Origin of the sequence: Mesorhizobium sp. Root102 (assembly GCF_001425625.1) — a bacterium.
Classification (GTDB): Bacteria; Pseudomonadota; Alphaproteobacteria; order Rhizobiales; family Rhizobiaceae; genus Mesorhizobium.
Map to the genome: position 1 here is coordinate 448,146 of NZ_LMCP01000001.1, position 16,344 is coordinate 464,489.

13 protein-coding genes and 1 riboswitch are annotated in these 16,344 nt (G+C 63.4%); of the genes, 5 read left to right on the top strand and 8 right to left on the bottom strand.

Annotated features, from left to right (window positions below; translation table 11 throughout):
* Nucleotides 1–3: 3 nt before the first annotated feature.
* A complete protein-coding gene (locus ASD12_RS02095; RefSeq protein ID WP_056581410.1) occupies nucleotides 4–543 on the bottom strand; it encodes an Lrp/AsnC family transcriptional regulator in 540 nt (179 codons plus the stop codon).
* Nucleotides 544–592: 49 nt separating this feature from the next.
* Between ASD12_RS02095 and ASD12_RS02100 the strand changes: the two genes are divergently transcribed.
* From ASD12_RS02100 to fba, 3 genes are all read left to right on the top strand, one after another.
* Nucleotides 593–1,762, top strand: coding sequence for an MFS transporter (locus ASD12_RS02100; protein WP_056581413.1), 1,170 nt, complete (start codon nucleotides 593–595; stop codon nucleotides 1,760–1,762).
* A 70-nt stretch (nucleotides 1,763–1,832) separates the two neighbouring features.
* A riboswitch (FMN riboswitch) is annotated at nucleotides 1,833–2,033 on the top strand.
* A gap of 77 nt (nucleotides 2,034–2,110) precedes the next feature.
* Complete coding sequence (locus ASD12_RS02105) at nucleotides 2,111–2,584, top strand: 6,7-dimethyl-8-ribityllumazine synthase (protein WP_056581416.1); 474 nt, start codon at nucleotides 2,111–2,113, stop codon at nucleotides 2,582–2,584.
* A 163-nt stretch (nucleotides 2,585–2,747) separates the two neighbouring features.
* Nucleotides 2,748–3,812, top strand: coding sequence for a class II fructose-bisphosphate aldolase (gene fba / locus ASD12_RS02110; protein ID WP_013532928.1), 1,065 nt, complete (start codon nucleotides 2,748–2,750; stop codon nucleotides 3,810–3,812).
* 60 nt (nucleotides 3,813–3,872) lie between these two features.
* Here fba and ASD12_RS02115 read toward each other — a convergent pair whose 3' ends face one another.
* The 6 genes from ASD12_RS02115 to ftsZ form a co-directional block, all read right to left on the bottom strand.
* Nucleotides 3,873–5,099: a VWA domain-containing protein gene (locus ASD12_RS02115; protein ID WP_056581419.1), complete on the bottom strand. Its 1,227-nt coding sequence runs from the start codon at nucleotides 5,097–5,099 to the stop codon at nucleotides 3,873–3,875.
* Complete coding sequence (locus ASD12_RS02120) at nucleotides 5,092–7,341, bottom strand: DUF5682 family protein (protein WP_056581422.1); 2,250 nt, start codon at nucleotides 7,339–7,341, stop codon at nucleotides 5,092–5,094. The genes ASD12_RS02115 and ASD12_RS02120 overlap by 8 nt, the downstream gene beginning before the upstream one ends.
* A 4-nt stretch (nucleotides 7,342–7,345) precedes the next feature.
* The gene (locus tag ASD12_RS02125; protein WP_056581425.1) at nucleotides 7,346–8,425 is read right to left on the bottom strand and encodes an AAA family ATPase; all 1,080 of its coding nucleotides are present in this window, start codon (nucleotides 8,423–8,425) and stop codon (nucleotides 7,346–7,348) included.
* A 31-nt stretch (nucleotides 8,426–8,456) separates the two neighbouring features.
* Nucleotides 8,457–9,878, bottom strand: a complete 1,422-nt coding sequence (locus ASD12_RS02130; RefSeq protein ID WP_056581428.1) for a DUF5691 domain-containing protein — start codon at nucleotides 9,876–9,878, stop codon at nucleotides 8,457–8,459.
* Nucleotides 9,875–11,272, bottom strand: a complete 1,398-nt coding sequence (locus ASD12_RS02135; protein ID WP_056581431.1) for an SWIM zinc finger family protein — start codon at nucleotides 11,270–11,272, stop codon at nucleotides 9,875–9,877. Before ASD12_RS02135 ends, ASD12_RS02130 begins: the two co-directional genes overlap by 4 nt.
* A 184-nt stretch (nucleotides 11,273–11,456) precedes the next feature.
* Entirely contained in the window at nucleotides 11,457–12,494 is a 1,038-nt protein-coding gene (gene ftsZ / locus ASD12_RS02140) for a cell division protein FtsZ (RefSeq protein WP_056581926.1), read from the bottom strand.
* Nucleotides 12,495–12,886: 392 nt separating this feature from the next.
* On the opposite strand from ftsZ, the gene ASD12_RS02145 reads away from it, so the two are divergent.
* Complete coding sequence (locus tag ASD12_RS02145; protein ID WP_056581434.1) at nucleotides 12,887–13,585, top strand: GntR family transcriptional regulator; 699 nt, start codon at nucleotides 12,887–12,889, stop codon at nucleotides 13,583–13,585.
* A 246-nt stretch (nucleotides 13,586–13,831) separates the two neighbouring features.
* Entirely contained in the window at nucleotides 13,832–15,187 is a 1,356-nt protein-coding gene (locus ASD12_RS02150; protein WP_056581437.1) for a glutamine synthetase family protein, read from the top strand.
* 447 nt (nucleotides 15,188–15,634) lie between these two features.
* Here the strand turns inward: ASD12_RS02150 and ASD12_RS02155 are convergent, their stop codons facing one another.
* Nucleotides 15,635–16,324 carry an SDR family NAD(P)-dependent oxidoreductase gene (locus ASD12_RS02155; protein ID WP_056581440.1) on the bottom strand — a complete coding sequence of 230 codons (690 nt, stop codon included), beginning with the start codon at nucleotides 16,322–16,324 and terminating at the stop codon, nucleotides 15,635–15,637.
* Between the last annotated feature and the right edge of the window lie 20 nt (nucleotides 16,325–16,344).

Here is a 16,344-nt window from a genome sequence, read left to right on the forward strand (position 1 = left end):
CTTCTAGTACAGAGGCTCGGCCATATGCTTCGGCGTGGGCCATGTCTCTGTAATGCCCGGCTGCACCGGCCGCTCGAGATAGGTCGATAAAACCACATAGCTGCGCGTCGAGGTGACGCCCGGCGTTTCGTACAGGCGCGCCAAAAGGCCTTCGAGTGCTCTGGTGTCTTCCGTGCGGACCTTCAGCAGCATGCAGGTATCACCGGCGACGGTATGGATCTCCTCGACTTCGGGATATTGCGAGACCGCCATCAGTTCCGGCGTCTTTCCCCAGCCCCTGGTGTCGATGTGGACAAAGGCAAGCAAAGGCTTCTTCACCGCCCGGGGATCGATGATGGCGACCGTGTTGCGGATGGCGCCGCTGCGCCGGAGCCGTTTGACCCGCTCATGTGCTGCGGGTGGCGACAAGCCAACGCGATCGCCGAGTTCGGCATAGCTGATCGTGGCGTCATCGACCAGGACGCCTAATATTCTTCGGTCTGTCGCGTCGAGATCGCGGGCCGCAGCCCTGTTCTGCAGAATGCCATCTGTTTCTTCATCCATGGCGAAATTCCCTGTTCTCCGCTGAATAAAATACGGCCATTATGCTGATATGTCGAACATTGATCAAGTTGCACCATTGACTGCCCGAGCGCCGATCCCGGCGCTCGCCTATCTCTTGACGGGCTGCATCGCCGTGATCGGCTCGAACTCGCTTGTGCTGGGTCCGATCGCACCTGCAGTGGCCTCGTCGTTCGGGACCAGCGTGCCGACCGTGATGATTGCGGCGGCGTCGTTCGGTCTCGGCACCTCCGCAAGCGCCCTGTTCCTGGCCCGCTACATCGACCGGCTCGGTGCACGCCGGATGCTGCAGGGCGCACTGTTGCTGCTGGCACTGGCATTGGTCGCGAGTGCCGCGGCACCCACTGTGATCATGCTGGTCGCGGCACAGCTGCTCGCCGGCATTGCCGCCGGTATCGCCATGCCGGCAATCTATGCCAGCGCCGCGGCCATCGCTCCACCGGGCAGGGAGAGCGGCACGATCGGCGTCGTGCTCACCGGATGGACGCTCAGCATGGTGGCCGGCGTCTCGCTGTCGGCCGTACTTGCCGATCTCGTGCATTGGCGTGCCGTTTTCGCCGCGGTCGCGCTACTGGCAATGCTAGCGTTGGCCGGCCTCGCACTGTCGTCGCTGAGCGACGTCAGGAAGAGCGGCCCAGCGCCGACGCCAATAGACGCGCTCGGCATTCCCGGCATCGTCCCGCTTCTCATTGCCTGCGCCGCCTTCATGACCGCGTTCTATGGTGTCTATGGCTATCTAGGCGACCACCTTCACGTTGGGCTTGGGCAGCCGGTCAGCGCCAATGGGCTGGCAGCCCTTGCCTATGGCATCGGCTTCGGCACGGCTGCTCTCCTCGACGGCGTCATCGATCGGCTCGGCGCACGACGCGTCATGCCATTCGCCTATCTCCTGGTCGCCGTCGTCTACGTGGCCATGGCCGCAACGAGCGGCAGTTTCGGTGTGACCATAGCCATGGTCGCGGTCTGGGGGCTGGCCAATCATTTCGGCCTGAACGTCCTGGTGATGCGCCTGTCAGCGCTCGATCCATCGCGGCGCGGCACGATCATGGGCCTGAACAGCGCGGTGACCTATCTCGCGGTCTTCGTCGGCACCACCAGCTTCGGACCGCTCTATTCCAGCTTCGGCTTCGCCATATGCGCGGCGGTTGCGGCAGTGCTGATGCTGATTGCCGCGTCGGCGGCGGCTTGGCGCACGAGGTAGCGGCCGAACGTGCTTGGCCCAACCTTCTCACGGTTGACAGCAGCGCCCTGCCCTTTCATACAAATGGCGTTAATGTTCTCAGGGCGGGGTGAAAGTCCCCACCGGCGGTAAGGACTCTTAGTTGCGCATGATACCTTTCCGAAAACCGATTCCGGTTTTCGGGGTCATGCGGCAGGCCCAAGCCCGCGAGCGCTTTCCGGTTTCGGGAAGGTCAGCAGATCCGGTGTGATTCCGGAGCCGACGGTTAAAGTCCGGATGGAAGAGAACGAAATGCAAGACGGACCGCCCCGGCGGGCCGGATTGCGTATCGTGCGTCCTGATTCTGGTTCGAAACGGAAGGATGGACCCATGAATCAGCATTCCCACAAAGACTATGAAACTGTTCGCATTGCCGTCATTCGCGCGCGCTGGCATGCCGACATCGTCGACCAATGTGTAAGTGCTTTCGAGGCGGAACTGGCCACTCTCGGAGGCGAGCGCTTCACCGTCGATGTCTTCGACGTGCCGGGCGCCTATGAAATTCCCCTGCATGCCAAGACCCTGGCCGGGACCGGCCGCTATGCCGCGATCCTCGGCACCGCCTTTGTCGTCAATGGCGGCATCTACCGGCATGAGTTCGTCGCCAGCGCGGTGATCGACGGCATGATGAATGTGCAGCTGTCGACCGGCGTGCCGGTGCTGTCGGCGGTGCTCACCCCGCACAACTACCACGACAGCGCCGAGCACCACCGCTTCTTCTTCGAGCACTTCGCGGTCAAGGGCAAGGAAGCGGCCAATGCCTGCGTGCAGATCCTGGCGGCGCGGGAATTGATCGCGGCCTGAGGTCACCAAACAGTCCGGATTTCAACCCTGCAACAAGAATTGCGATCGAGAAGACCGCTGAAGGTTGCGGTTCCGTTGAAATCCGGCCAGAAGCATCAAGGGCCGGGCGGCAATCGGCTGGCCCGTGACGTTGCGCTTGAAACCAGATACGGGAGACTATTGGGTGGCTCGCATAACACTGAGACAATTGCTCGACCACGCCGCCGAATACGGCTACGGCGTGCCCGCTTTCAACATGAACAACATGGAACAGGGCCTCGCCATCATGGAGGCCGCCGAGGAGACCAAGTCACCGGTCATCCTGCAGGCGAGCCGCGGCGCGCGCGCCTATGCCAATGACGTGGTGCTGGCCAAGCTGATCGACGCGCTGGTCGAAATCCATCCCGATATTCCGGTCTGTATGCATCTCGACCATGGCAACAACGAAGCCACCTGCGTCACCGCGATCCAGTACGGCTTCACGTCTGTCATGATGGACGGATCGCTGAAGGAAGACGGCAAGACCCCGGCCGACTACGCATACAATTCCGGCATCACCAAACGCGTCGTCGACATGGCGCATTGGGGCGGCGTGTCCGTCGAAGGCGAGATCGGCGTGCTCGGCTCGCTGGAGAGCGGCGGCGGCGAACAGGAAGACGGCCACGGCGTCGAAGGCGCGATCAGCCACGACCAGTTGCTGACCGATCCGGAACAGGCGGTGGAGTTCGTCAAGGACACCCATGTCGATGCACTGGCGGTTGCCATGGGCACCAGCCATGGCGCCTACAAATTCTCGCGCAAGCCGGACGGCGCGGTGCTGGCCATGAACGTCATCGAGGAGATCCACCGCCGGCTGCCGAACATGCATCTGGTCATGCACGGCTCGTCCTCGGTGCCGGAGGACCTGCAGGAGATCATCAACAAATATGGCGGCCAGATGAAGCCGACCTGGGGCGTGCCGGTCGAGGAGATCCAGCGCGGCATCAAGCACGGCGTGCGCAAGATCAACATCGACACCGACAACCGCATGGCGCTGACCGGCGCCATCCGCAAGGTACTGACCGAGAACCCGAGCGAGTTCGACCCGCGCAAGTACCTGACACCTGCCATGGCGGCGATGCGCAAGCTCTGCAAGGAGCGTTTCGAACAGTTCGGCACCGCCGGCAACGCGCAGAAGATCAAGCCGCTGCCGGTCGCGGAGATGGCCAAGCGCTACAAGTCAGGCAGTCTCGACCCGAAGTTCGGCTGAGCTCCAGCGATCTTTCCCAGAGCTGCCAGGAGCACCTTGGCAGCTCTGGTACCAGCTGTTTCACTCCGGCGCTTCGGCTTCGGCTCGAACAAGCTTGATGTCGGCGCCGGCCGCCCAGGCGCCTATATCTTCCCGACGCAATGCTGCCGCCATCATGTCTGGAAACAGATCCGGCGTGCAGGCGAAAACCGGAATGCCCAAGGCGGCCACTGAGCCCGCCATCTTGGGGTCATAACCAGGCCTGCCCTGATCGGTCAGCGCCAGAAGCACCACGACGTTGACGCCGGAGCGAACGAGTGCTGCAAGCCGCTGCAGCAATTCCTGGCCGTTGCCGCCTTCATAAAGGTCGGTGATCAGCACCATATGCGACTTGGTCGGCCGTTCGATGCGGTCCGCGCAATAGGCGACGGCCTGGTTGATGTCGGTGCCGCCGCCCAGTTGCACGCCAAACAGGACTTCGACAGGATCGCTGAGCTCCTCTGTCAGATCGACGATCGCCGTGTCGAAGCAGACGAGCTTGGTCCGCACGACCGGCAGGGAAGCCATCACCGCGGCGAATATCGAGGCGTAGATCACCGAGCTTGCCATCGAGCCCGACTGGTCGACACACAGCACCACCTCATCCAGGTCGACCAGCCTTCGCTGTTTGCGCATGAAGCCGACCAGCTTCTCCGGCACGATGGTTTTGTACTCGGGCTGGTAATGGCGAAGGTTGGCCGAGATCGTACGCGGCCAGTCGATGTCGCGCTGGCGTGGGCGGTTGGTGCGTTGCGACCGTTCGACCGCGCCGCGTATCGCCTCGGCCGTCTTCTGCTCCAGCCGCTGCATCAACTTGGCGACGATATCGGCGATGATCGTACGCGCAATGTCCTTGGTCTTGGCCGGCATGACGGAGCGCAGCGAAATCAGGTCGGCGACGAGATTGACGTCCGCCTCGATCGCCTTGAGGAATTCCGGCTCCATCAGCATCTGCTTCAGGTTGAGCCGTTCGAAGGCATCCTTCTGGACTATCTGGACGACCTGCGCGGGGAAGAACGACCTGATATCGCCCATCCACTGCGCCACCCTCGGCGCCGAGCGCCCGAGCCCGCCGCGCCGCTTGCGCGGATCGGCGGCAGCATCGCCGGCGCCATCGCCGTAGAGTGCATCGAGCGCCGCCGAAAGCCGCTTGTCATTGCCGGACAGCGCTGACGAAGACTCGTCATCCGCACCGATCGCCAGGCGCCAGCGGCGCTCCCGTTCGTCGCCGGCCGATTCGGTTTCGCCGATATCGGCCTCTTCATCCATTGCCGGTCTCGCTCATCAGCAAAGGCCCAAGCCGTTCCAAGTGCCGGCGCCACACCTCACCGCCATCCGGCGTCGGCGTCAGCCCCGCCGGCAAGCGCCTGGCGCGGCCGAGCACCGCCTCGATCAGCCGCCGCCGCTCCATCGAGTCAAGATGCGAAAAAACCCGGCGCAACAGCGGCAGATACGCAATGAAGGCTTCCTCATCGACGGATGTAAGCCAGGCATCGACGGCTCCCCGCAATGCCTCGTCATAGATGAGCCGTTGAGCGGCGGTGCTGAAGAAGCCTTCGAAGAACCCTGCCGCGTCGGCGACCGGCGTGCCCGGCGACAGGCGCCGTGCGATCAGGGCCGCCGCGGCGTCGGCGGACAAATGGCCGGCTTCGTAAAGCAGATGCGCGGCGCAACCCGCCACGAGTGCCGTCGATCGCGATCCATCGAGCACGGCGGCCAATCCAATGCGCCAGGCGTCCAGAACGTCCTGCTCGGGTTCGACCAGCCTGATCGCCTCGTCGGCCTTGCGCATGGCGCCGACCAGCGCCGTCGAAGCCTCGGCGTCGAGGTCGCGCGCGGCATAGGCAAGCGCGATCCCGCCTTCGACGATCAGCCGCTCCAGCAGACCGGACAGGCGGGCGGTTTCCGTCTTGCGGGCCTCGCCATACCGGATGATGTCGGCGAGCGGCGGCACCGACGCCAGAATTTCCAGGCATTCGCTGCTGCGCGCCGCGCGTTCCTCTAGTGTCGCCAAGCCGGCCGTCGAGGCCTCCGACAGGTTTGCCGTGATGGCGCCCTGAACCAGTGCCGCCAACGCATCGAGAGACGTCGCCGCACCGATCATCTGGATCAGGCGGCCATTGGCGGCCTTTTCGATGGTCGGTCCGTAGACCAGGTTCTCGACCAGGCGCACGGCATATTCCGGCTCCCACGACAGGGTCCACCGCTCGCGAAACGTGCCGCGGCTGCGACCGCTGTCGGTCAGTTTGCCCCACTGCACGCCCAGCACGTTCAGCCGGTGCAGCAAGGTCGACCGAAACAGCCCGCTCTCGCTGCGCAGATCGACCGACAGTTCGCGCTCCAGCGCCTCGGGCTTCAGGCGCGCTGCTTTCTGGTTGCGTTGCAGATCCTCGATCAACGGCGCCAGCGGGGTGTCGGGCGGAATTTCACCAACATCCGCGCCCAGGAGCAGTTCGGCTTCGACCAGCGCCCACAGCAGCGCTTCGCCGTTGAACAGAGCGGCGATCGCGGCATCGCGCAGTTCCTCGAAACCGGGCTTTGGACGCTCGCGGATCACGGCCAGCGTGCGGGCCAGCCTTTCGGCCTCGATCAGCGAGGCGGTCGAGGCTATGTGCCCCTTGGCCCTCAGCACCGCCGCGATCATCGCCAGCCATAGAGTCGCCGCGTCATGGCGACCGCGTGTGCGCCACAGATGCTTGCACCAGCCGGGCGCGACGACGCCTGCGCCATAGCCGAAACCGAGCGCCAGACGCGGTCCCGTCCATGGCGCCCAGGTCATCATGCTTTTGCGCCGCGCGAGCCCCTTGAGAAGCGCTTGGTCGTCCTTCTGCGGCCGTGTTGCCTGCAAGGCCGGTACATGCCAGGCGCCGCAAACGGCCGCGATCGGACCGTCGAATTCCTTGCGCGCGGCGGCGATTTCAAGCCGCATATGCGCTTCGCGTTTCGCCTCGAGCGCCGCAAGCGGACCTTCGCCGTCCCGCAGCGTCGTCATCGCATCCGCTATGGCGGCGAAGATGGGGCCCGGCTGCGGGTTCTGCTCGATGATATCAGACCACCAGCTCTCGCCATCCTCATAGCCGGCAGCTTGTGCCAGCGTCCCGATCGGGTCACGCAGATGCGGCGCCGCGTCATTGTCTGGCTCGGCTCCCGCTTCCTTCGCTTCCGTATCCTCCGTGCCGTCAACCGGTGCGGTGCGGGCCGACGACGGCAGGTCGATGAAGCGCAATGTGGCGTTGTTGGCGACAGCCCATAGGGCCGCCTGGTATTCCGGCGAAAACTCGGCAAACGGCCAGAAACTCGTCGAGGCCGGATCGTCCTCCGGATAGCAAAGCAGCGCCACCGGCGGCTGCATCTCGGGACGGGCGAGCAGTGGCAGCAGCGCGGACGCGTCGGCCGGCCCTTCGATCAGCACGGCGACCGGTTTCAACTCCTGCAACGCCTGCACCAGGCTGTCGGCGGAGCCGGGCCCGTGATGGCGTATGCCGAAATAGGAAACGTCGCTGAGCGCCATGGCGTCAGATCGCCGCGTTCAAGGCCGCGTAGTAGCCGGCATAGTCTGGCCGCTTCTTGAGCACGGTTTCCAGATATTCTTCCAGCACCAGCTTGTCCTGCACGGGATCTTTCACGATCGCGCCGACGAGGCTGGCGGCAAGGCCTTCGGCGCCAAGCTTGCCGCTGTCGAACCAGGCCGCCTGGCTGAGGCCGCCGACCATGGTGGCAATGGCTTCGGCCGTGGACAGCGAACCGGACGGCGTCTTCAGCGTCACCTTGCCGTCGGCTGTCGCACCGGAGCGCAACTCGCGAAAAATGGTCAGCACCCGGGAGATCTCCTCGACGACATTCTTCGGTACCGGCAGGTCAAGACCGCCGGCCATCTCGCCGACCCGCTTGGAGACAATCGCCACTTCCTCCGCCATGTCCTCAGGCAGGGGCAGCACGACGACGTTGAAGCGGCGCTTCAGCGCCGAGGACAGCTCGTTGACGCCCTTGTCGCGGTTGTTGGCGGTGGCGATGATGTTGAAACCGCGCTGCGCATAGATCGAGGTGTTGAGTTCGGGGATCGGCATCATCTTTTCGGACAACACGGTGATCAGCGTGTCCTGCACATCGGAGCCCATGCGCGTCAGCTCCTCGAGGCGGCAGAGCTTGCCATCGTTCATAGCGCGATAGAGTGGCGTCGGCACCAGCGCGTCCTGGCTTGGGCCCTTTGCCAGAAGCTGTGCGTAGTTCCAGCCATAGCGGATCTGGTTCTCATCGGTGCCGGCCGTGCACTGCACGATCAATGTCGAGTCTCCCATGATGGCGGCGGCGAGATGCTCCGACACCCAGGATTTCGCCGTGCCCGGAACACCGAGCAGCAACAGCGCGCGATCCGTGGCGAGCGTCGCCACGGCGGTCTCCATCAGCCGCCGGCGGCCGACATATTTGGGCGTTATCAGCGTGCCGTCGTCAGCCTTGCCGCCGAGCAGATAGGTCAGCACCGCCTTTGGCGAGAGGCTCCATCCGGCGGGCCTTTGCCGGTCGTCGTTGCGTGCGAGTGCCTGCAACTCGGTGGCGTAGGCCTGCTCTACCGGAAGACGGATGGCTGCGTTCATTTGCTGTTCTCCGGATTGATGGTGTGTTGGTTCAGGCCAGTGATGCGTTGAGGCGCAGAAGACCTAGCGAAGGCGCCGCCGGAGCCATGCCAGCCGCAACAACGTCCCCGATCAATTTTTCCGCCGTCGCCGCGGTGGCGAGAAGGCCCAAGGTTTCCAGTATCTGGTCGACGCTTCGCTTCAAGGGCTCGTCGTTACCCGCAACAGCGGAACGCAATGCCGGGAGCGTCTGGCCGTTTGTCAGGTCTCCCCATTCCAGCCAGCCTGCTTCGACGCCTTCGACCTGGATGAGCGCGTGAAGATCGACCGTGTCTTTCAGGATTTGTCTGATCAAGGCACGCTTCCTGCCGCTGTCCAGGCGCGCCATGAGATGGAGGACGAGAAGCGCCGGCTTGCCGCCTTCTGCGACAAGTGTGTCCGCCAAATGCGCCACGGCCGCCTCGCCGCCGGACACCGAGACCATTCGAACGAAAAAGAGATCCGCCTTGTCGTCGAAGCCGAACTGCCATGCCCCGACGAAATCGGACTCGGTGACGCCGAAGCGGGCTGCGAGATCGCCGAGATAACAGGTCGCAAACAAATCGATGCGACGGCTTTCTTGACTGGGCGACTTAAGCTTTGCCGGTGCGTAGGTGGTGCGGCGGCGGAAAAATCCGGAATTGCCTTCCGAGATGAAGGCGGCCAGCTCGGCCGTCGCATCTTCCAGCCCGCCATCGCGTGGGTTGCCTTGCTCTCCCAATCTTGCCAGCAGCCGGCCAGCCAGTTCGCGCACTTTGCCTGACCGATCGGCGAAGAGGCCCTTCAGGAACGGCGCATCATCGGCGCTCAACCCGACGCCCATGAGTTCGATGAGCGCGGACCTGATCTCCGCCGCCTCACTTGATCCCTTGGCCTCGATCAGCTGTCTGGCCAAAGCCGGTGCGGTGCGGCGCAAATCGGCCAGCGCGATACGGCGCGCGGCAGGATAGAAGTCGTCCCAAGTCTCTGCGGTCAGTTGCTCCCGGCTGGACTGCTTTTCGCCATCCACACCTGCTTGCCAGTCGACCCACGGGGCATAAACATCCGGACTTTCCCGATACGACGCAGCAGGCATCCAGTCCATCGGATGCAGCACAAAGCCTCGGCTGGCGACGAGCGTCGCCACGCGTGTCTTGTACCTTGCGTCGGCTGCATGCTTCAGCGCGGCTCGCAAAAGCGGTCGTAGCTGCTCCGGCAGCATCGGCAAGGCAAGCTTTGGCAGTGGCGGCCGTTGCTTCAGCGTCTTCGGCGCGGCCGGCCGCAAGGCGATTTCGATGGCCTGCGCGGCGATGGCCAGCAGCCGGCGCTCGCGCTCGTCGGGATTTGCGTTGCCGGCGATCGCCTTCCACGCGGCCGGAGCCAGGTCGAAGGCGGCTCCTCCGGTGATCCAGCAATCGCGCATGGCCGCCAACCCGGTCAGCTCGCTCTCATTCACGACAGATCAAGCCTCCCGAAGCCGCTTTGCGCCGCCAAGAGGTCAAGGCGGCTCCCGTTCCAGAGTGCCGCCGTTGCCGAAAGGTTCAGCCCAAGCAGCGTTGCGTTGATGGTGCCGGCGATTGGCAATGCGATACCATGCGGATCGCCTGCGGCCTGCCACCAGGAGGCACCCCGATCGTCCAGCAGAACCGCTCCGGGCGGCAGCATGACAGGAGAATCAGTGATCCAGGGCGCAGTGTCCTGGCGAGCACCATGGTCCGCGAGCGGATCGGATACGCCAAAGCTGAAATCCGGCCAATCACCGGAGGCTATGTCACCCTTGCGGTCCGCCAGCAATGCCCGCAGCGGTTGCCGCGCCGGATAGAAGACCAATCTGGCCTCGAAACGGGCGCCAGACTTGAAGGCGTTGGATCGGCGACCGGCGGAAGCCGGAAAAAAGTCCAGCAGCAGGGCGAATTGCGGGGTGGCACTCTTCAGGTCGAGCAGCCAGGTCGAATGGCTGACAAGACCGTCACGGCGTGACTCGATCTTCTCGCCGAGCACCTCCCAGACGCTTTCGATCTGTGTCGCGTCGGGATTGGCGAGCACCTGTTCGCGACTTTCGGAAGTCGATACCAGCCGCTTCAATTCCGGATCGTCGGGTGCCGATCGCCAGGCCTTGGCCAGCAGCACGAGCTGGCCAAGTTCGCGGATCGCCATATCCGGCCGTTCCTCATTGCGCACTGCCATCAGCCGTGACGGTATCTCGTCGATGCGGCCGGCAAGTGCCGTCGCCTTCATGTCGACCAGCCGCGCCGCGATGCGTCGGCAACGGTCGCTGCTGTTGTCGACAAAGCCGGCAAGACCAAGCCGCAGCTGGTCGGCGATCCATTGATCCAGCTCATCCAGCGCCGCCGACACGGAGGACCGGGTGTCGTCAGCCCGCTTGCGCTGCGCTGTCTCGCGACGCTCGACCGAAGCCGCGTCCTCGACAACAACGCGTTCGTCGTCTTGCGCGGCTTCGCTAATGCTCTTGCTGCCCGCAACGGGCGTCGTCTCCAGAGGCGGCGATGCGGTCTTCCTGCGACGGCCGAGCCAATCGTTCACCCATTCCGGCGTCGCGCCGGCCGCGGCAAAACTGGCCGGAGTGGTGGCGGCGATCCACATCAGCGCCAAGGTGTGCTTGCAGGGAAATTTTCGCGACGGGCAGGTGCATTTGTAGCCATGGTCACCGGTGTCGACGACCACGCGATAAGGATTGGAGCCTGAGCCTTGGCATTCCCCCCAGATGAGCGCCAGCTGTTCGTTCTTTTCTAGCCGTGGCCAGTTCGATTGCCTGGTAAGCCTGGAAGCGGCGCTCAACGACGCCTGGTCGGGCGCGAGCGCCTCGATGGTCTTCAAGTCGAAATCCAAGCCGCGCCCCTCGTTGCTCGAACGAATCCCGGTTGTCAGTATAGATGGCCTGATGTGAAGGATTGTTGTAGCAGAAGTGCGCCAGAGATCGATACAGCCGGCCGCGTTAATTTGCGTCGCAAGGGCCGATCCGCGATCTCCCCTCAGCCAGGCATGTCCTGGCGAGGATATAGCTGGATGCGCTCTACTGAAGCGTGCGCGCCGGCGGCTGGCCCGCGTGATCGCGCGCGATGCCGGCATCGGCTTCCTCTGCTCCAAACGCACGGTCAAGACCCGTCGCCACCACCGAGACCCTGAATCGACCTTCCATGTTCTTGTCGAAGATCGCGCCGACGATGATGTCGGCGTCCTCGTAGACCTCTTCGCGGATGCGGGTGGCGGCCTCGTCGACCTCGAACAGGGTCATGTCCCTGCCGCCCGATATCGAGACCAGCACGCCCTTGGCGCCCTTCATCGACACTTCGTCGAGCAACGGGTTGGCGATCGCGGCTTCCGCCGCCTTCATCGCCCGGCCTTCGCCGGAGGCCTCGCCGGTGCCCATCATGGCGCGGCCCATGTCGCGCATCACCGATTTGACATCGGCGAAGTCGAGATTGATCAGGCCTTCCTTGACGATGAGATCGGTGATGCAGCTGACGCCGGAATAGAGCACACGGTCGGCAATGACGAACGCATCGGCGAATGTGGTCTTGGCGTCAGCGATCCTGAACAGGTTCTGGTTCGGGATGACGATAACCGTATCGGCGCTCTCGCGCAGCCGTTCGATGCCTTCTTCGGCCATCTGCATGCGGCGCCTGCCCTCGAAGGCGAAAGGCTTGGTGACGACGCCGACCGTCAGGATGCCGGCCTTGCGCGCCGCCTGGGCGATGATTGGAGCTGCACCGGTTCCCGTGCCGCCGCCCATGCCGGCGGTGACGAAACACATATGCGTGCCGGCCAGATGATCCATGATCTCGTCGAGCGATTCCTCGGCCGCGGCGCGGCCGATCTCGGGAAGCGATCCGGCGCCCAGTCCTTCGGTGACGTGGGCGCCAAGCTGGATCAGCCGCGTCGCCTTCGACATGGTCAGCGCCTGCGCGTCGGTGTTGGCGGCGATGAACTCAGTGCCCTGAAGCTGCTCGGCGATCATGTTGTTGACGGCATTGCCGCCGCCGCCGCCGACGCCGATAACGGTGATCTTGGGTCTCATCTCGGAGATTTCGGGCTTCTTGAACTCGGCCATGCCTGCTTCTCCTTCGCCAAATTGCGCGCGCTTCACGACCCACCCGCAGACTGCCTTGGTCATATTGCAATCGAGCGGCATGACGCGAATCAGTCCGTTGCGATGGGTACCCCAAAAAGCCAGAGAGCGGCCAGAGGTGCAAGTGCGCGCAAGGTCAAGATTTGTGATGATGGTTTTGCACAAATTGGCAGAGCGCCCAACAATCTGGCCGCAAGACTTTGAGTGCAACTGCCGGCAGGGTGGCGAGCTGGCTTGCCGCGCAACGATCGAAGCGTCTATCATGTGTTGATAAATCGCTGACTTCGGCGTTCTCGCCGCGCTCGGCCAGGCGAGATTATCTGCGGCTGTTGTCGTCAGGCTTGATTTCAGAACGAATGAAGTAGCGCCCCGCAATGGCCGACAAAACACAATTCGGGTTGACCCCCGTCGACACCGTTCCCTTGCATGAGAAAGTCTATCTGGAGCTCGTGCGGGCGCTGATGTCCGGCCAGTTCACGCCGGGCCAGAAGCTGACCTCGCGCAAACTCGCCAAGGAACTCGGCACCAGCGACATGCCGGTGCGCAGCGCCTTCATGCGGCTCCAGGCATTGCGCGCGCTGAGCCCGATGCCGAACGGCAGCGTGGAGGTGCCAGTCATTTCGGCCGAGCGGTTTTCGCAGTTGAGCGCCGTGCGCACGATCCTCGAAGGCTCGGCGACCGAACTGGCGACAAAACGCATCAACGGCAACAATCTGCGGACGATTCGGCGTCACTGCACCGACCTGACCTTGGCTGCCCGCAAGGGCGATATCGACGATTATCTGCGCAAGAACCACGACTTCAAATTCTCGATCTATCGCCATTGCGGCAACGAGCAGATGATCTTCCTGATCGAGACCGTATGGATGCAGGTCGGCCCTTTCCTCAGGAATCTCGCCATGGGGTTCGAGGATGACCTCGCCTCCATTCTCGACATCGACTATCACGAGGAAGTCGTCGCGGCGATCGAGGCCCAGGATGGGGAACGCGCACGCGCGGCCATTGTGCGTGACATCGACGAAGGCGCTAAGCATATCCTGCAGCAGGCCAGATTTCCGAAGGCGAGAGACTGATGCGCGTCGCGTTTGTGCGGATTCGGGCGATGCCCCTTGGCTTTCCGGCTTCTTGCCTCTATGTTGCGATCGCAGATCGCGCAATTGGTTTTGAAATGCCTCCCGACATCCCAGCTAGTGAATTGAAAAAATAAGGAAAATATCTGGCATCAGCCGGATATGCTTCCCGAAAACTCACAAGCTATATTTACCAGGGACAGTGCGGCCGGTCAGGCGGCGGGACCTTCAAAATCCAGAGGTTAGAAATTGAGCGATGCAATTGCGGACGTTTTGAACTGGCTTGAAAGCAGAACCGACATCCAGAGCCTGAGGGCCGCGGTGTGCGATCTCAACGGCATCATGCGCGGCAAGCGCATTCCGGTCGAGCAGGCCAGGAAGGCGTTGGAAGGCAAGCTGCGCATGCCTTATTCGCTGATCGGGCTCGATATCTGGGGCGAGGACATCGAAGGCAACACCCTGGTGTTCTCGACCGGCGATGCCGACGGACTTTGCCAATGGACGGGGCGCGGCATTCTCCCGGTGGCGTGGACTGCCCATCCGACGGCGCTCATCCCGCTCTGGCTCGCCGATGAGACCGGCGCGCCCTATCTCGGCGACCCGCGACGGGCGCTGGCCCGCATCCTCGATCGCTACAAGGCTTTGGGCCTGACCCCGGTCGCGGCAACGGAACTCGAATTCTACCTCGTCGATCCGCAGTCGCAGCGGCCGGTCGGACCTGTCTCGCCGGTGACTGGGCGCCGTCTCGATTCCGATGCGGCGCTGTCGATCGACGAAATCGACGATTTCGAATCCTTCATCCACGACGTCTATGAGGCCTGCCGGACGCAAGGCATTCCCGTCGACACGGCCATCGCCGAAAACGGTGTCGGTCAGTTCGAGATCAATCTGACCCATGTTGCGGACGCCTTGCGGGCTGCCGACGACGCGGTGCTGTTCAAGCGCACGGTGAAGGGCATTGCCCGCAAGCACGGCTTTGCCGCCTGCTTCATGGCCAAGCCCTATGGCGACCGGGCCGGCAATGGCTTTCACGTCCATTTCAGCCTGGTCGACGGCGAAGGGCGCAATGTCTTCGACGACGGCACCGATCAGGGCTCGGAGATCATGCGTCATGCGGTCGGCGGCCTGCTTGCGGCGATGGCCGAGAGCACGCTGGTGTTCGCGCCGCATTTCAACTCCTACCGCAGGCTGCGCCCAAGATCCTATGCGCCCACCGCGGTTGCCTGGGGTTATGAGAACCGCATGGTGGCGATCCGTATTCCAGGCGGACCGACCGCTGCGCGCCGTATCGAGCATCGGGTTTCGGGAGCGGACGCCAATCCCTATCTGGTGCTTGCGGCCATATTGGGCGCCGCGCTGACAGGCATTGAAAGACAGTTGTCGCCAGGCGATCCGATCGGCAGCGATGCCCAAGGCCTTCCGCCGGCAAAGCTGCCGCCGGACTGGGCGTCCGCGATCGCCGCCTTTGAAGGCGGGACGCATGTGGCGGAGATCTTTCCGGCAATCCTGCGCGACTCTTTCGTCGCCTGCAAACGCCAGGAACTGAACACGTTCGCGCTCAATGTCAGCGATTTTGAGATCGAGACCTATCTCGAGAGCGTTTAGGCCCGACCGTCTTCACCGCTGCCGACATCGATGAGGTTGACATCTATCCATACAGCTAAGCCAGCGCGACCGGGCTGGCGCGCATCGATCGGTCGTGGCCCGGCAACCGCGATACAGTCGGCAGGCCTCGGGCTTCCTGCGCACCGAAACCCAATCGCGTCAGACAGGCGCGAGCCAGGGCCGCATTGCTGTCGATGACGACCAATCCATTCACAGGGAGTGTACGACGTGTAATCGGCATGCGCGTTCTCAATCAGCGCGGAAAAGCCCGCAGCATGCACAACCGACGTTAAGCAAACGTATATATTACACTGTGCCTTTTTATGTATTGTATAAGTACCTTAGCACCACAGAATATGAACATTGCGTAATATATAAGCAGCATCTGAAGGATCTCGTTACTTTTCCTTAGGCCATCAGCTGGCCCTTAGGCGATCATCTGGATTGTCAAAACGTCTCGACCCAGGGCCGCAGCTCGATCTCCGAGCTCCAGGTGCTGCGATGCTGGCGATGGGCAGCGAGATAGGCCTCGGCGATGGCGTCCGGCGACAGGCGGCGGTCCGGCCGGTCGGGATCGGCTGCCTGTCCGGGCGGCTCGATCTGGCCGTCGATGATGAAGTGGGCGACGTGGATGTTCTTCGGGGCGAGTTCGCGGGCCATGGACTGCGCCAGGCCGCGCAGGCCAAACTTCGGCATGGCAAAGCCGGCCGAGCCGGAAAATCCCTTCACGCTGGCGGTGGCGCCGGTGAACAGGATCGATCCACCCCCCCGGACAAGCAGCCGGCGCGCCGCCTGCTGGCCGACCAGGAAGCCGCCATAGGCGCCGACCAGCAATGCCTGTTTGACCGCTTCGGCATCGAGCTCGGCGATCGGGCCGCGCGTGCGCGCGCTGGCGTTGAACACCACAAGCGCCAGCGGGCCGGCCTTGTCGGCGGCGTCGAACAGCCTGGCGACGGACGCAGCGTCGGCAACATCCGTCTCGACGGCCAGCGCACCGGTCTCGTCGACCAGAGCGCTCAGCTTCTCAACGTTGCGGGCGGCCAGAACCACGCGAAAGCCTTCCCGGCTGAGAAGGCGCGCCAGCGAGGCGCTAAGACCAGCGCCGGCGCCTGCAATAACGGCCACATCGGATGTCATATTTTTCTCCCTTTGCGGAT